Origin of the sequence: Bacteroides sp. 4_1_36 (genome assembly GCF_003466325.1) — a bacterium.
In the GTDB taxonomy this organism is placed as follows: Bacteria; Bacteroidota; Bacteroidia; order Bacteroidales; family Bacteroidaceae; genus Bacteroides; species Bacteroides uniformis.
The window spans coordinates 36,376-52,888 of record NZ_QSOX01000008.1; the positions used below are offsets into that span (position 1 = coordinate 36,376).

General features: G+C 48.8%; 11 protein-coding genes. 3 read left to right on the plus strand and 8 right to left on the minus strand.

The genetic code is table 11. The features are described from left to right. Positions 1 to 24: 24 nt before the first annotated feature. The 5 genes from DXD65_RS09575 to ychF all read right to left on the minus strand — a co-directional run bounded on the left by DXD65_RS09575 (position 25) and on the right by ychF (position 6,382). Positions 25 to 2,361: an alpha-xylosidase gene (locus DXD65_RS09575; RefSeq protein WP_057281848.1), complete on the minus strand. Its 2,337-nt coding sequence runs from the start codon at positions 2,359 to 2,361 to the stop codon at positions 25 to 27. Positions 2,362 to 2,462: 101 nt separating this feature from the next. Next, entirely contained in the window at positions 2,463 to 3,365 is a 903-nt protein-coding gene (gene lgt / locus DXD65_RS09580) for a prolipoprotein diacylglyceryl transferase (protein ID WP_005833929.1), read from the minus strand. A gap of 86 nt (positions 3,366 to 3,451) precedes the next feature. Beyond that, positions 3,452 to 4,372: a ketopantoate reductase family protein gene (locus DXD65_RS09585; RefSeq protein WP_035447514.1), complete on the minus strand. Its 921-nt coding sequence runs from the start codon at positions 4,370 to 4,372 to the stop codon at positions 3,452 to 3,454. 19 nt (positions 4,373 to 4,391) lie between these two features. Continuing rightward, positions 4,392 to 5,204: a carboxypeptidase-like regulatory domain-containing protein gene (locus tag DXD65_RS09590; RefSeq protein WP_117887589.1), complete on the minus strand. Its 813-nt coding sequence runs from the start codon at positions 5,202 to 5,204 to the stop codon at positions 4,392 to 4,394. Positions 5,205 to 5,278: 74 nt separating this feature from the next. Continuing rightward, positions 5,279 to 6,382 carry a redox-regulated ATPase YchF gene (ychF, locus tag DXD65_RS09595; RefSeq protein WP_008662190.1) on the minus strand — a complete coding sequence of 368 codons (1,104 nt, stop codon included), beginning with the start codon at positions 6,380 to 6,382 and terminating at the stop codon, positions 5,279 to 5,281. A 339-nt stretch (positions 6,383 to 6,721) separates the two neighbouring features. Between ychF and DXD65_RS09600 the strand changes: the two genes are divergently transcribed. Continuing rightward, positions 6,722 to 8,338 (plus strand): family 43 glycosylhydrolase, encoded by a 1,617-nt coding sequence (locus DXD65_RS09600; protein ID WP_005826184.1) that lies wholly within the window; start codon positions 6,722 to 6,724, stop codon positions 8,336 to 8,338. A gap of 270 nt (positions 8,339 to 8,608) precedes the next feature. Here DXD65_RS09600 and DXD65_RS09605 read toward each other — a convergent pair whose 3' ends face one another. Together DXD65_RS09605 and DXD65_RS09610 are read right to left on the minus strand one after the other, a co-directional pair. Beyond that, on the minus strand, positions 8,609 to 9,232 hold the full coding sequence (locus tag DXD65_RS09605) for an HD domain-containing protein (RefSeq protein WP_005833925.1): 624 nt from the start codon (positions 9,230 to 9,232) through the stop codon (positions 8,609 to 8,611). 106 nt (positions 9,233 to 9,338) lie between these two features. Beyond that, complete coding sequence (locus DXD65_RS09610) at positions 9,339 to 10,754, minus strand: calcineurin-like phosphoesterase C-terminal domain-containing protein (RefSeq protein WP_005833924.1); 1,416 nt, start codon at positions 10,752 to 10,754, stop codon at positions 9,339 to 9,341. Positions 10,755 to 10,969: 215 nt separating this feature from the next. On the opposite strand from DXD65_RS09610, the gene DXD65_RS09615 reads away from it, so the two are divergent. Continuing rightward, positions 10,970 to 14,020: a SusC/RagA family TonB-linked outer membrane protein gene (locus DXD65_RS09615; RefSeq protein WP_005833923.1), complete on the plus strand. Its 3,051-nt coding sequence runs from the start codon at positions 10,970 to 10,972 to the stop codon at positions 14,018 to 14,020. A gap of 56 nt (positions 14,021 to 14,076) precedes the next feature. After that, a complete protein-coding gene (locus DXD65_RS09620) occupies positions 14,077 to 15,864 on the plus strand; it encodes a RagB/SusD family nutrient uptake outer membrane protein (RefSeq protein WP_005833922.1) in 1,788 nt (595 codons plus the stop codon). 153 nt (positions 15,865 to 16,017) lie between these two features. Here DXD65_RS09620 and DXD65_RS09625 read toward each other — a convergent pair whose 3' ends face one another. Continuing rightward, entirely contained in the window at positions 16,018 to 16,410 is a 393-nt protein-coding gene (locus DXD65_RS09625; RefSeq protein WP_005826180.1) for a DUF3836 domain-containing protein, read from the minus strand. Positions 16,411 to 16,513: the final 103 nt, after the last annotated feature.

Here is a 16,513-nt window from a genome sequence, read left to right on the forward strand (position 1 = left end):
GGTTTAATGTGTTTGATATACCGGTTATGGGATTGATATCCGTTGTAACTGTCCGTCCTGCGGCAGGCAGAGCAATCCTTCGGCTTTCTTTTCGTCTGCCAGATACTTCTTCCACGTAATCTTGTCCCACTTCATCTGGTCTGTGCATTGTGCCACGGGGATATGGGGGATGGCCGAACCGTCCTTTACAAGAATGACGATGGGCAGGGTGCCGCACTCGATATGGTTCCATCCCGGAGCATACACCTTTCCGGTCTGGTAGTCTATCCATTTCTGCCGTCCGGGGAGGTAGACATCCCGTCCGCTTCCCTCTTCGAGCATGGGTGCCACGAGGAGGTTGGAGCCGAACATGTACTCGTCCTCTACCAGCCATGCACCCGGGTCGTCGGGATACTCCAGCAGTAGGGCGCGGAGCATCGGCCAGCCGTTCTCGGTGCACTCTTTGGATTGTGCGTATACATAGGGCATCAGTTTGTACTTCAGCTCGGCGCAACGGCGGAAATAGTCTGTGAACTCTTTCCCGTAGTACCACGGCTCAGTGGGAGGTGCTCCGTGCACGCGGCTGTGGCTGGTGAGGAAGCCGAAGGGCAGCCAGCGGCGGTAGAGGCTTTCGGGGCTTTGGGTCACGAAGCCGCCTATGTCATTGCTCCAGAAGCAGAACCCGCTCAATCCGATGGAGAGACCGCTGCGGACGGTTCCCTCGAAACCGGTTTCGGTGGTGGCGGCATCACCGCCCCAGTGCAGCGGGTAGCGTTGTGAGCCTGCCCATGCAGAACGTGCCCAGATGATGTTTTCGCCGTGCAGCTTCTTGATGATGTCGGCCACGGTTTTGTTGTAGCGCAGCGGGTAGAGGTTGTGTTCGTACAGTCCGCTACGGCCGTTGGCATAGATGGCATCCAGCGGGGCACCTTCGCCGAAGTCTACTTTGATGGCGCCTACACCCATTTCAATCAGATTGCCGAGTTTTTCCTGATACCACTTCACGGTTTCGGGGTTGGTGAAGTCCAGCACCACGTCCTCGTAGGGGAGCTGCCCCTTACCGTTGCGTACGTACAGACCGCGTTCCACCAGCTCGGGGAAGAACTTGTTTTTCGGAGTGAAGTAGGGGAGTTGCCAGAGGCAGGTGCGGAAGCCTTGTGACCTTAGGTCGGTGAGCATCTGCCGGGGATTGTCGAAGCGGTCGGCGGCAAAGGCGTAGTCGCACTGCCAGTCCACGCCGAACCAACCGGTATCGAAGTGGATGACGTCGCTCGGTATCTTGTTCTCACGCAGTTTCCGGGCTACATCGCGGCCCTCTGCTTCGCTGAAGTAGGTGATGCGGCTCATCCAGGTGCCGAAGCTCCACAAAGGGGGCATTTCGGGCCGTCCTACCAGTGCGGTGTATTCGCTCAGCATCTCCTTCGGCGAACCCAGGAAGATGAAGATGTCCATCGCTTCGTCTGCCATAAAGAGTTTGGTGGCTCCGATGTAGGAGCAGCCGAAGTCGCAGGTCACGGGGGCGGAAGTGTGCATAAACATGCCATAGCCGCGGTTACTGAAAAAGAAGGGGATAGGTTTGTACATATCCGGAGTTTCGGGGCCCTGCGGGTCGGTGACAAAGAGGTTGACCTTTTGTCCGGCCTTGTTCAGTGCGGTGGCGGACTCGCCGCAACCGTAGATTTTCTCGTTTGGCGCGAGGCTGAATACGGGATTGATGCTGCGTGAGTTGTCCGAGCCGCGCTTGATGAAGCTGAATGGAGGTACCTTGACCTGTGTGGAGTCGTTGTCGCTCCAGCAACGGGTCTGTGTCAGCAGGCGTCCGTCAGCATCTTTCAGCACCAGGCGCCAGGGGTAATTCTCGATGAGCAGACTGCCGTATCGGGAGGTGTACAGGGTACCTTTATCCGTCTTCTCGGCTTTCCAGAAGGAGCGTCCGTCGGCAGGCTTTCCTATGAGCATGGGGTCATCGGCATCTTCTTTCGGTACGATGGGCGAGGTAAGCATACGGATGCGGAGGGTACGTTCGCTGACCGGTTCGACGGTGAACGTCAGTTGTGGATTGTTGTCGTAGGCCGTCTCCGGGAAGTCCAGCGACTGGAGGGGCTGGTGCAGGTAGGTGTTTGCATTGAATGCCTGGCGGGGCATCAGTTGCTGGCGTTTCCACTGGACAGTCCCCTTGCCGGTGGAGGTGTCGAACGATACCAGGCTGTCGGCAAAGAAATAGGTGTTGCTGAGGTCCAGAAAATCCTGGCTCATGTCTTTCGACTGGGAAAGCAGGTATTGCACGCCGGCATTTGTTTTCAGTTGGGCATGTGCGGGCGGGATGGCAGTTGCTGCTAGCAGCATAAAAGCTGCCCCTTTCATCAGTTGTTTCTCTTTCATGATAAATATATGATTTACGGTTACTGTTTCGATGCCGTAAAAGTAGAGAAATCCACACAGATGAAAGGGGTGGGTATGTTGCTTATGTAGGGCTGAAATGTTTATTTGGAAGCTTTCTTCCCGTAGAAACACATGAAATATACCCCGATAATCACAAACGGGATACTGAGCCACTGGCCCATGTTCAGCGTCATGCTGTCCTCAAAGTTCACCTGGTTTTCTTTCAGGAACTCGATGAAGAAACGGAAGGTGAAAATCTCCGTCAGGCAGAGTCCGAAGAAGAAACCGCGGTGATAGGGCAGGGAGGCTTCGGCCTGCACGGTGGTTGATTTCCGCTTGGTGGTGCTGAAATCTGTTTCGAGCTTGGTCTCTTGTTTCTTCTGTCCGCGTTTGTATAGCCAGACCATTCCCAAGAAGAAAATGAAGTAGGCAATGGCTTCGTAGAGCTGTGCCGGATGGCGGGGCAACATGTCTTCCCGCTCGAAGATGAATGCCCAGGGCACGTCGGTCGGTTTGCCGATGATTTCGGAGTTCATCAGGTTGGCAAGGCGGATGCAGCAGGCGGTGATGGGAGTGGCAACGGCTATCATGTCGAGCACGTCCATGTAGTGCATCTTCGTCTTGCGGCAGTACATCCAGAGGGCGATAATCAGGCCCAGCGTGCCGCCGTGGCTGGCAAGGCCGGTGTAACCCGTCATTTTCCATCCTGCGGCGGTCTGCTTGATGGGGAGAATCATTTCAACGAAGTGGTCCTGGTAGTAGGCCCAGTCGTAAAATATGCAGTGGCCCAGTCGTGCGCCTATCAGTATGCCGAAGAAGCAATAGAAGAAAAGAGGTTCGAATTTCTTTTCGTCTATTTTGCGGTCGTGGTACTGGTGTTGCACGATAAGGTAGGCAAAGGCGAGGCCGATAATCCATAATAAACCGTAGTAGCGGATGGATATGCCGAAGAAGTTGAATAGTTCGGGGTCGGGGTTCCAGTTGATGGTGAGTAGTGATAGCATATTTATGAAGAATTAAATTACTGAATTACGGGGTTGTTCGGGACAAAGGTATGAAATTATCTCGTTTGGCAGTTCATCGTGGCAGTTTATTTGAATTTCTCTGCCACCATCCTATACGTCGGCACCTCAATCCCTTGTTCCTCTGCAGCCGTAATCATGTCAAACAACAAGCCTTGTACTTCGCTCTGATGCCCTTTGGCCATATCTTTCTGCATGGAGGCGGTACTTTCGGGGGCGAGTTTGTCTATTACTTTGAGGTTATACTCCACAATGTCTTCCTTGAATTCTATACCCAATTTCCTGCCCAAAGCTGCGCTCTCTTGTGACAGCCCGATAAAGGTGTTGCGCACTTTGCCCGGTTTCTGGACTTCGCCCATAGGTACGTCGTAATAGGCTCCGGTGACGGCCATTGCCGAGATGAACGACCACTTGACGAATGTGTCCCGGTTGATGTCGTCGGAGATTTCGGCTTTGATGCCGCTTTCCTGCAAATCGTGTTGCACGGCTTCCAATGTTTCACGGGAAACAATCGTGCCGCGGTGTGCTCCGTAGACGAGCCGGAAAATCTTTCCCATCTGCGTGATTTCTCCCCGTCCGGATACGAAGCCTACGATGTAGATGCAGCCGTCGAGCACCGTGACGCCGGGGACCAACCGCTGGATGCGGGGACCGGTTCCGTAAACATTCAGGATGGGGATTACCACTGTACGGTCGTGTGAGGCACGTTTGATGAGTTCAGTGATGGAGTCTACGGAATAACCTTTAACGCAGACAAAGATAACATCCGCTTTGCCTTGGAATTCTTCTGCGGTAAATGACGCAACTTTCAGAGAATGTTCACCTTTCAAATCGGAGTGCAGTTGCAATCCGTTTTTGCGTATGGCGGCAAGGTGTTCGCCGCGTGCAATGCAAGTGACGTCTTTGCCGGATAATGAAAGAAAGGCGGCAATGCTTCCGCCTACGCCGCCGGTACCTGCTATGAGGTATTTCAGATTATTGTTTGTCATTTGTAGTGTATGGTTAATGTTATTGAACGTAGTTTTTCTTTTCCATATAGTAAAGCCCTTCGCCGCGGTCACCGTTCTCCATGTCTTCCAGTTCTACTTTGAAGATACGGTAGGGAAGGTCTTTTCTGGGATGCTTGGGCATATCTACTGTCAATAGATAGGCGTTGCCATATTCGTTGCTGTCGAAATACTCTTTTATTTCCTGCTTCATCAGCACGGGGACCTTCTCGCCGTCTATCCAGACGGTGACTTTCAGTTGCCCGGGGCGGGGAGCCATCTGGCATTCTCTGGCTTCTTTGTTTTGTTCTTGTTGCTCAATGTCACCCAGGTTTTCACCGTGTACCAATGACTCGGGCTTTGTTTCTTTCATCCATTGGTAGGTACGTGTCAAGCTCATGGGACGGACGTATATCTGATAAGTAGGCATGGCTCCGGGGATGCAGAAAGCACGCAGGCCATAAGCTTCCATACGATGATAACGTATGTCGAGTGTAGTGTCGCGGTCGGCGATGAAATCCCAGGCCCAGAACTCCAGGCGGTGTTCAGTCTCGGGCAGCCCGCTTTTCATGGCAATGTGCGCATAGGAGGGCAGATAAATAGAGGCTGCACTTTGATATTTCCCTTTGGGTATACGGGCCGTGTAATGCCCGTCTTTGTCGGTTATGGCTTCTATGATGTCATTGAACTGCGGGTTTTGCCACCAGACACTGGCACTGTCTATCGGCTGTCCGTTGTAATCAGTCACCCGTCCGTGAATGGTTACTGAGTCTTGCTGTTGTGCATAAACGGCAGTACAGGACAATAAGAATAAAAGGAAGATAATCTGTTTCATATTGTTATTGTATGGAGTTTATTAGAAAATGGCAATGTACAAAGAAAGTACATTGCCATCTGGAATGAATATCATTACACATTGAACCTGAAGTGCATGATGTCCCCATCCTGCACCACATACTCCTTGCCTTCCACACCCAACTTTCCGGCTTCGCGCACGGCTGCTTCGCTGCCATACTTGATATAATCCTCATACTTGATGACCTCTGCCCGGATAAACCCTTTCTCGAAATCCGTATGGATAACGCCGGCGCATTGCGGTGCTTTCCATCCCTTGCGATAGGTCCATGCCTTTACTTCCATCTCTCCGGCAGTGATGAAGGTTTCGAGGTTCAGCAGGCTGTAGATAGCTTTAATCAAACGGTTGCAACCGCTCTCTTTCAGTCCCAGGTCTTCGAGGAACATCTGCTTTTCTTCGTATGTCTCCAGTTCGGCGATGTCGGCTTCGGTCTGGGCGGAGATGATGATGAGTTCCGCATCCTCGCCCTTAATGGCTTCGCGCACCTGCTCTACGTACTGGTTGCCGCTGGCGGCACTGACGTCATCCACGTTGCAGACGTAGAGCACAGGTTTGGTGGTGAGCAGGAACATCTGCTTGGCACATTGTTCCTCGTCGTCGTTCTGTGGGATGACGGTGCGGGCGCTTTGTCCTTGTTCCAGGGCATCCTTGTAGCGGAGCAGGAGTTCGTACTCTATCTTTGCCGCCTTGTCGCCACCCACTTTGGCAATCTTCTCTACACGCTTGATGCGGTTTTCCACCGTGTCGAGGTCCTTCAGTTGCAGCTCTGTGTCGATGATTTCCTTGTCGCGCACGGGGTTCACCGAACCGTCCACGTGGACGATGTTGCCGTTGTCGAAGCAGCGCAGCACGTGAATGATGGCGTCGCACTCGCGGATGTTGCCCAAGAACTGGTTGCCGAGTCCTTCACCTTTGCTGGCGCCCTTCACCAGTCCGGCAATGTCGACGATGTCGCACACGGCAGGTACGATACGCCCCGGGTGAACCAGCTCGGCGAGCTTCGTCAGTCGTTCGTCGGGTACGGACACTTGCCCCATTTGGGCGTCGATTGTACAGAACGGGAAGTTTGCCGCTTGTGCCTTTGCGCTGCTCAAGCAGTTGAAAAGAGTGGATTTTCCTACGTTGGGAAGGCCCACGATACCAGCTTTTAATGCCATAGTGTTATCTTGTTTTTTTAGTTATTGTTCAGTTAATTGGATGCAAAGATAGTGCAAACCGAATGCAGAATAAAATGAACTCGTTCATTTTTTATGCTGAGGTGCAGCCTATCTTCGCTTTTTTAAGCAAAGATAGTGCAAACCGGACAAACTTACTGAAAAATAGCTGATTTTTGCATACACCAACGAAGAAAGGAGGAGATGGGAGAGCCGCCGGAACGGTATTTAGAAATTCGTATTGAACGTGTTAATTTGCATTAAAAGCATGACGATGAAACGATAAATTGATAGTTTTGTCGCAATTATAATTTAAGTATCATTCTATAAATCAATGCGATTATGAAAAACAAAGTAAGAAAAATTCTGATGATTTTATCATGTCTCATCAGCTTGTCTTTTACATTATCTGCACAGAATCCTTATCTGCCGCTTTGGGAATTTATTCCTGATGGTGAGCCCTATGTGTTTGAGGATCCTGACTGTCCCGGCAAGTACCGTGTCTATATTTATGGTTCGCACGACAATCTCAAGTGGATGTATTGCGGACGTGACCAAGTGGTGTGGTCGGCACCCATAGAGGACCTGACCCGTTGGAGATATGACGGCGTGATATTTAAAGTCAATGAGTCGCCCGAGCTGTATAAACTGAATGCTGATGGAACCGACGACGTGCTTTTTGCCCCTGACGTGACAGTAACTACCGATACCGATGGTAAGAAAACTTATTACCTCTTTCCGAATAATCAAGGTAGTGGACGCAATTCCATGATTGCCAAAAGCGACCGTCCCGATGGTCCGTTTACAGTATGCAATTGGAACAAGGAACGTCCTCGCGAGACTTTCGGTTGTTTGGGATTCGACCCCGCAGTGTTTGTCGATGATGATGGACGTGTGTATGGTTATTGGGGATTTGGCATTTCGCATGGCGCGGAGTTGGACCCTGCTACCATGTGCACGGTAAAGCCGGGTACCGAAGTGGTGGAGAACATGATTTCAGGCTATCGGCAGGAAGGTATATTCCGCTTCTTTGAGGCATCCTCCATCCGCAAGATTGAGGATAAGTATGTGTTTATCTATAGCCGTACTACCGCTGAGGGTGAAGATGGCTTGCCGAACGCCAGCAACTATACGCTGGCATACGCTTATAGCGAGCATCCTCTGGGTCCCTGGACCTATGGCGGAACAATCATCGATGCCCGTGCGCGCGAGTATGATGAAAAAGGCAATGTGATAGCTTCGGCCATGCCCGGTGGAAATACGCATGGCAGTATCTGCAAGATAGGAGGGCAATGGTACGTGTTCTATCATCGCCAGATAGGTACTGATTGCTATGCACGCCAGGCTATGGTGTCGGCCATTGATGTAAAGGTGGAAAAAGGAAAAGGTGGGAAAGTCGTGATTTCGCGCGGGGAATTCAACTCTGAGGGTTTCCTTCTTGAAGGGCTCAATCCTATGCAGCGCATCTCGGCCGGGTTGGCTTGTTGGCACACCAATCCCGGAGGTATCAAAGAGGTCTATCCCCATTATGTCTACACGGGGTCTTACATCCGGCCTGTGTACCGGGATAATAATCCCTATGCCGGCGATAACAACCACAAAATCCCGTTCGCTCCGGTGGTGAATAATACAAGTGGGTCGATTGTAGGATATAAATACTTGAATATGAATGCCGTTCCGCGAGATAAGTCTTTGCAGATGCAGTTAAGGTTGAAGGCTGAAGATACCGACGGACGCATCCGCATCATGCTGGGTAGCCCTTGGACAACAAAAGGCGGTGTAGAGATAGGACTTGTGGATGTGAAGGCTGGCAGCACTTGCAGAGAGTTCTATGCTCCGCTCTCTATTCCGGCAAAGCTGCATAAGGGAAAGCAGCCGCTCTTCTTTGTCTTCGAATCAGAAACCGAAGGCCAGTCCATCTGTGAGTTTTATGATTTCCTCATGTTGGCACGCCCATAAGTCTTTATACTTATGGAGGCGGATACTTATCTTGTGAGACCTTCTAAATAGAGCTATTGTATTAGTTCACAGTACTGAACACTTTGTTACACCCCGTCGGAACAGATTGTTTCTCTTGTATGAAACGACTTGTTTCGACGGGATAAAACGATTTGTTCCGTTATAGGAAACACTTTGTTTCCTTATAGAGAACACTCTGTTCCATTATAGGAAACAAACCGTTTCCATAGTCGGAAATGAAATGGGGCATATGCTTCATTGATACCGCTATTACTTTTCCTCCTCGAATATTCGGTTGAAAACTTGCCGCAGCTGTCCTTCGTCTGCGATAATGGCTTGGAGCTTCTTCAGCTGTTCCGCATTCTTGCCCTCGGGAAACCAGAGCTTCAGATAACCGCCGGGTGCATATTTTGCCATGAGATGCTGATGGAACCGCTGGTAGTGCCACTCCTTGTCGGCGGCAGGATTCTGTTTCAATCCGTACTGCACGGTGCGGCGCAGGGTGATGTCCGGGTCGATGATACGGTCCGCTTCGGCAACAATCTTGCCGTAGATGCTACGAGGTTCGTGGTCTGTAGAGGCGCGGTGGTCTTCTACGGCTTCTTTCATGAGGAGGATTTCCGTGTCGGAGAACCATTGCCGCAGGGTAGAGTCCGCCATCAGTATCTCGCCGGAGACAAGGTGGTGGGTGGCGCGGTCGCGGCACAGTCCCGTGTCATGGTAGGCGGCAATGACGTATGCCAGGCGTTCGTCCGCTTCGGGATATTGCCGGGCGAGGGCAAGGCTTTCTTCGATGACGGTGCGGACGTGTGAGAGGTTGTGTGCTTTGTCAAACTCCTTGTAACGGGGGATGATTGCTGTCTCGATGTAGGTAATGAGGGGCTTGGGTATCATGTGGCATTCCTTTTTCGGGTAAAGGTACGAATAATAACCGATAGCTGAATAACGAGGAGCAGGGAATGGCTCATAATCAGGTACCGATTACTATCTGTCTGTTTACTTAATGTTCCAAAGACTGCTCGTAGCTTTTCCCGTTGGCGTCAGTCACCACGATTTTTATTTTCTTTGCTTTATCGCTCGGTTTTGTAGAGAAAAAGAAATAAGCATTCTTGTTAGCTTGGCGACCACGTTCCTTCATATCCTTTCCCTCTGTGACAGCTTTGCGCTGCAGGAAGAAATCATAATCAGGATCCATGCCTTTATACTGCTTCATTTCGCCTTTCAACTTCCCGTCTTCGTAGTATTCCACTTTCCAGCGGTTATCCCAATTCCATACCTTGACGCAGAGTTCGTCTTCATGGCCGGGTACTGTACCCACGGGATAGTAACGGAACTGATAGTCACGGTCATGTCCTAATGACTTGAAATAATTTGCAATTCCGTTCTTGCCGGATTCGAATACTTGGTAGCCAATAGGGGTACCGTCTTTGCTATAGATGCCGTCCCATAACCACCACGCGCCTCCGATGGAGGCGATATTGTACTCACGAATGTTGTTTCTGATTTGTGTGTTGCATTGTACATGAGTGTGACCACTGAGAATATCTACCTTATAACCCTCGAAAAGGTCGAGTAACTCGGCTACGCGTCCCAACTTGTAGTTCTCGTTATAGAAGTATGCCGGAGCATGCATGCAAACAAACAGATGAGCCCCTTTGGGGACGTACTGCAGATAGCTCTTCACCCAATTGAGCTGCTGATCATTGAGCCCCACTTCATACTTCTTGTTTCCTTTATAAAGGATATTGTCCAAAACGATATAATAGTCTTTTCCAGCATTGAACGCATAGTAAGTGGGTCCAAAGAAATGCCGATAAAGATGTGCACTGGCATCATCGTCGCTCACCTCCTTGTCGTGGTCGTGGTTGCCGATAACCGGATAGATGGGAATTTGGATCTTTGCTATCTCTTGCTTGATGTGGGGAAACATTTCCAGGTTATCCCATAAGATGTCGCCCAAGAAGATGGCGAAAGCAGGAATATTCTGGCTCATATATTCAAAGCCCACTTGCTTGAGGTCGGGGAAAGCTTCCGTTTCAAGCCGATGGAATGCGTTCTCTCCGCGCGGTTGTGTATCGGCTGCTGCCATCATGGCGTATTTGCCTCCTACTGTTCCCCAGCGATGGAGCTGGAAATCGTGGCTGTTCTCGTTCAGAGTCTTATAGAAGACGGGAGTACCCCCGTTGCAAGGAGCCATATAGCCTGAAGGTGTCACTACATAGATAAAGTGGGCCTTCTCATCAGCATCAATCATATAGCTTCCGTCTTCACTGGTAAGAGCGAATGCGGTGCCATCGGTTACTACAACTTTGGCCAGCCCCTTGCCGTCGGCCATGACTTTGCCTTTAATCTCTTTAGCTTCTGCCCCTATTGCCATAAGCAGCAATGCGGCGTAAAAAATGTTCTTTTTGTTCATTGCTTTTCTCTTTCAATTATTTGTTGTTTGAATTGAGAGCAAAAATAGGTGAGTGAAATTACTTCGTCGTTTCTATGGGGTTACGTTCAAGTTACATATGTCGGGCTCTCATCCGGTGTCATATCAAAATCACAGAAGTGACACAAGTCTGTAATACAGCATCCATTCTTTTGCAGCCGAAATTAAAATCATCATAGAAACTAATGAAAACAAGAATGATTAAATCCTTTGTGTGTGTATGTGGGCTGCTTGTTTCGTTGAATGTAGTCGCAGCTTCACTGAAACCCGTCAAAGGTAAAGTGGTGGACCGGTTCAATAATCCACTTCCCGGTGCTACAATTCAAGTGACCCATTCTCCCGAGAAAACCATTACCGATGTGGACGGCAACTTCAATTTTGAAACCATCGAAGACGCGGAACTCATCGTATCCTACATCGGCTTCCGTACCCTCAAGCTGAAGACTGCAGGGGAGAACTTCATTCATGTGGTACTGGATGAAGACTCACAATTGCTTAACGACGTGGTAGTGGTAGGTTATAGCACTAACAAGAAGGTTAATCTGTCAGGCTCGGTTTCTTCGCTTAACAGCGAGAAGCTTGCAAGCCGTCGAGTATCAAACGTATCTTCGGCTCTGCAAGGCATGGCTGCAGGTGTAACTGTCACTACACAGAGCGGTGAGCCAGGCGGCAATGGCGGTCATATACGTATACGTGGTATCGGAACCTTCGGTGGTGATAGTGCCGCCCCGTTGGTGTTGGTCGATGGCGTAGAAGGAACCATAGATGAAGTGGATCCTAACATCATCGAGTCAGTGTCCGTCTTGAAAGATGCTGCATCTGCATCCATCTATGGCTCACGTGCTGCCAATGGTGTCATTCTGGTGACTACCAAACGGGGTGGCAGTCAAGACAAGTTCAGCATATCCTATAAAGGATATTTTGGATTCCAAGGCGCAACGATGCTTCCTCAAAAAGTGGATGCATTGGAATATATGCAATTGGAAAATGTGGCAGCAGGTAACGACGGATCCGACCTGCCCTATAGTGATGAATATATAAGGGAATATGTGGCTGGCATGGCTACTGACCCGGACATCTATCCTAATACAGACTGGCAGGACTTGATTCTTACAGAAAACGGATTCAACCATGGGCATACGCTTACTCTGACTTCTTCATCAGAACGTATCAAGACACTTACTTCTATAGGGTATCTGGACCAGACGGGTATAGTGGTCAATTCCTCTTACCGTAAAATCTCTGTACGCAACAATATGGACATCAAGCTTAGCGACCGTCTGGACATGAAGTTTGACATACAAGTAAGCAATGCCAATAAAAATAGTTCTCCCTACGAAGGACATGCCTTCAATTATATGAACACCCGAACCCCGAACATTGTCAATCAATTTACTACTGGTCTTTATAATGGGGCAAATGGTCTGATGGGCAATAACCCCGTGCTGTTGTTGCGTGAAGGCGGTATTGTGAAAAACAATGTTATCCGTGCTACCATGGCGATGGCTCTGACCTATAAGATTCTCGATGGATGGAATGTGTCAGTTCAAGCCACTCCACGTTATATCACCAAGAATAACCATAACTATAAGAATTCTGTCACCACGTATGGTGACCCGGAAGGTACTACCAGCTTCAAGAGCGGCGAAACCTACAACTCGCTTACAGAATCGGCCTATCGTTACTTCTACTGGAACACACAGGCACTGACCAACTATGAGAAACAGCTGGATGACCACTACTTCAAAGTAATGGCAGGTATGGAGTGTCAGACCTATACAGAAAAGACTCTTTCTGCCTATCGTCAAGTATTCAACTTCCCTCAATATGACCAAATTGATGCCGGTAACATTGAGAACATGAACAATGGAGGAGGGGAGTACCAATGGGCCATCAACTCCTTCTTTGGCCGCTTGAATTACAACTACAAGGAACGCTACCTTGTGGAGGCCAATATCCGTACCGACGGTTCTTCCAGATTTGCAGAGGGTAACCGATATGGCGTGTTCCCTTCATTCTCTGCAGCATGGCGCATCAGCGAGGAACCCTTTATGGAATCTATACGCGATAGAGTGGATAATCTGAAATTACGTGCCTCTTGGGGCAAACTGGGCAACCAGAATATCGGAAGTTCCTATTATCCCACTACTCAGCAACTCTCTACGGGCTCTATATCTATGGGAGGTAATCTTTACACGACCTCTGCTGTTACCTCGCTCTCCAATAGGGACCTTACATGGGAGACTTCTACCATGACTGACTTAGGCATAGATCTTTCACTGTTCGGCTGTATCAACATCACTGCCGACTGGTATAGGAAGATAACGGATGGTATCCTGATGAAGCTGGACATCCCCAACCACATTGGTATGGGTGCTCCCTTCCAGAATGCCGGCAAGGTAAGAAACCAGGGATGGGAGCTAAGCGTAGGCTACAGCAAGAAGCTGACGAGGGACTTTTCGCTGGATGCCGCCCTTACGCTGAGCGACGTGAAAAACACCATCACCGACATGCGGGGCACAAGCAGCACAAGCGGTGATATTCGTAACCAAGAGGGGTCTTCCATTAACTCCATTTACGGATTGATATGCGACGGTTTCATCAATTCACAAGAAGAAGCGGACGAAATCAATGCCAACTGTCCCCAATTCGGTACAACCGTATATCCCGGTGACCTGAAATACCGGAATGTCAGCGGAGACAACAAAATTACTACAGATGACAAGACGATTATCGGAAGTACAGTTCCACGCTATAGTTATAGCTTTAATTTAGGAGTGGGATACAAAGGAATTCGTCTTTCGGCTTTCTTGCAAGGAGTTGGCAAGGCCGACGGTTATCTCAATTCCTACTACGTGATGCCTTGCTATCAGGGAGGAACCTACCGCAAGGAACACCTTGACTATTGGACGGAGCAGAATCATGATGCATCCACGCCTCGCCTCTCTTATAAGAGCAGTAACAACACCTATACATCATCCTTCTGGATGAAGAGTGCCGCTTACCTGCGTCTGAAGAACCTGCAGCTGGGTTACGACCTGCCCTCCAAGTGGATGAAAGCCATCGGACTGAAGTCTGCCTACATTTATGCCAATGCTGAGAATCTCTTGACTTTTACTGACTTTTGGGATGGCTATGACCCCGAAGTCAACTATAACGCATCAGCAACAGATGGGGTATCTCTGGGTGCGGCAAACAATTATCCCCAGACGAAAGCCTTCACTTTTGGCGTTGACATCAAATTCTGATTAGCCGGAATAGGGAAACCGTCTGTATTCAAGAAGACATAAAAAGAAAAAATGATATGAAACGAAACAATATTTATACAGCACTCCTTTCGCTGTCTCTATTAGGTCTCGGTGCTTGTTCACTCGACCTTGAACCACTCACTTCACCGTCTTCTTCCTCTTATCCTTCGAGTATGGAAGAGGCGAATTTCGGTTTGAACGCTGTTTACTCATCTCTGACAGCTTATAGTGCCAGCACCACCACCTGGTGGAAGGTGACAGACAATATTACCGATATTGGTGCTACACGTGTCAACACGGCTATGTATACGGAATTAATCACCTCCGGAGCTTCTGCTGAAAACGCGGTGGCAAACAAGCTTTATAATTGCGTGTATAAGACCGTGGCACGTATCAACCAGCTTCTCGATGCGCTGGATAATCTGCGTGGCACAGCCTCTGATACGGATATAGAGAGTATACGGGCAGAGCTGCTGTGCATACGGGCATTCTGTTATGATCAAGCTTGCCAGCACTATGGAGACTTGCCGTATGTGGTCCACACAGCGGGTATAAATGACAGCCAGACCCCACGTACACCGAGAGAGACCATTGTAGAGAATCTGCTTTCGGATCTTAGCGACGAGTGTTTGGCTAACCTTCCACTCCGCCATAAAGCAGAAAGCTATGGCAGTGCACGCATCGGACGGGTAGCAGCGTATGCGTTACGTGCCCGTATTGCCTTGAATTGGAAAAAGTATGACTTGGCTGCCAGTTCGGCCAAACAAGCCTTGAATTTGGCTAAGGAGGCAGGCTTTGAATTGGAATCCATCAATACACAGTATTGTGGAGAAAGTCATGAGGCAGGAGAGCCAACCGGTCAGACGGCTCTGTTTGGTTATGACGGTGAGGCAAGCAATGAGTGGCTCTGGTCCGTGCAGTATGATGCGGTAATATCCAGTAATAAAACCAAGGAGGCATATTACATGGCTCCACGTACACTGGGAGGATGCGCCTATTTTGGTCCTACACAAACATTTGTTGATATGTTTCAATGCAAGGATGGCAAATCGATTACGGAATCTTCTCTGTATGACTGGCAGAACCCTTGGCAAAACCGGGACCCTCGTCTGGATCTTTTCTGTTTGCGACCTGGTTCACGCATATTCAATCTAGAATTCCAGACTTCCACTACCAGTAAAAAGATTCACGACTATAGCACGGGCAAGGACGTGACAAACATGGAGTCACAGGGAACCAAGGGCGTATACGGTGCCAATGGCACTAAAGGTCCTGCTGGATATCTCTGGAGGAAATATTTGGATATAGCCGAGTTGGAAAGAGCTGCAATCTCCAACCATGAAACCAGTGATCTTAATTGCGGCTTGATGCGTTTAGCAGAGGTTTATCTAATAGAGGCAGAAGCCAATATTGAAATGGCTGATGGCAATCTGGAGTTAGCACGAACGGACATCAATATAATTCGTAATCGTGTAGGAATGCCCGATGTGGTAGTTACTTCGCAGAGCGGACTCCGAAAGGCATTACGTTACGAACGTACTGTTGAACTTTGTAATGAAGGTTTTCGTTGGTTTGATCTCCGTCGTTGGGGTATGGCTTCTACAGTGATGACAGGTAAGATTTATGCTCCCAATCAAAAAGGGCTTATGTCCAATGCCAAGCCTTCATTTGATGACAACTGGCATCCGGCATATTCAGAGGGTAGTTCTTGGGATGGGAAAGCACTGAATCTCCGTGTGTATAACACGATGAAGTATATCAAAGGAAAGGATGAACTTTGGCCGCTTCCCCAAAGTGAGATTGATACAAACAGTGCCATTATAGAAAACAATCCAGGATACTAATCGTGTAAGGTTATTGGTATCTGACGGAAAGGATTTGTTTTTCAAGATATAATAAAAGAGCCGGAATGTGCGAATCATTCCGGCTCTTTTATGAAAGGTTTCGGTTATTGTTGTTAGGAATAAGATTTCTTACTTTAAGAGAGAGTTTGTCAATTACATGTTAGGGTTGTCCATGATTACTGTCATCTCGGGAACCAGTATGTATTCGCCTTTCTTGTTGTTCCATTTGTAGTATGTGGTAGTCATCGTCTTGCCTTGGTATGCATAGCGGATGCACATGTCCTTGCCCCATGTATTCTTGGTGCTGTTCCATTTCAGGGCTTCGCTTTCCGTCATGCGGTTCTGGTCGTCGTACTTATAATTGTACTTCATATAGTTGGCAAGCGTGTTTCCGTCCATCTTGTATACGGTCTCTGCCACCTTCATGCCATTTACTTCTTCCGAATTGTAAATGAGGTTGCTCTTATTGTCGGCTGAGGCATTTAATCCGCAAACTAAGAGAAGTGCTGAAACAATCACTGTTTTTAAAGATACTTTTGCTTTCATGGTTTTATGTCTTTTTTAGTTTAACTTTCTATTTTCTATCAATATGTCATTGATTTCGCTGCAAAGGTACGTATTAAATTGACATAAATATAAATATCATATT

Coding starts and splice junctions, on each gene's coding strand:
- DXD65_RS09625 (WP_005826180.1), bottom strand. CDS start 16,410: ATGAAAGCAAAAGTATCTTTAAAAACAGTGATTGTTTCAGCACTTCTC.
- DXD65_RS09590 (WP_117887589.1), bottom strand. CDS start 5,204: ATGAAACAGATTATCTTCCTTTTATTCTTATTGTCCTGTACTGCCGTT.
- DXD65_RS09605 (WP_005833925.1), bottom strand. CDS start 9,232: ATGATACCCAAGCCCCTCATTACCTACATCGAGACAGCAATCATCCCC.
- DXD65_RS09620 (WP_005833922.1), top strand. CDS start 14,077: ATGAAACGAAACAATATTTATACAGCACTCCTTTCGCTGTCTCTATTA.
- DXD65_RS09585 (WP_035447514.1), bottom strand. CDS start 4,372: ATGACAAACAATAATCTGAAATACCTCATAGCAGGTACCGGCGGCGTA.
- DXD65_RS09600 (WP_005826184.1), top strand. CDS start 6,722: ATGAAAAACAAAGTAAGAAAAATTCTGATGATTTTATCATGTCTCATC.
- DXD65_RS09610 (WP_005833924.1), bottom strand. CDS start 10,754: ATGAACAAAAAGAACATTTTTTACGCCGCATTGCTGCTTATGGCAATA.
- ychF (WP_008662190.1), bottom strand. CDS start 6,382: ATGGCATTAAAAGCTGGTATCGTGGGCCTTCCCAACGTAGGAAAATCC.
- DXD65_RS09575 (WP_057281848.1), bottom strand. CDS start 2,361: ATGAAAGAGAAACAACTGATGAAAGGGGCAGCTTTTATGCTGCTAGCA.
- DXD65_RS09615 (WP_005833923.1), top strand. CDS start 10,970: ATGATTAAATCCTTTGTGTGTGTATGTGGGCTGCTTGTTTCGTTGAAT.
- lgt (WP_005833929.1), bottom strand. CDS start 3,365: ATGCTATCACTACTCACCATCAACTGGAACCCCGACCCCGAACTATTC.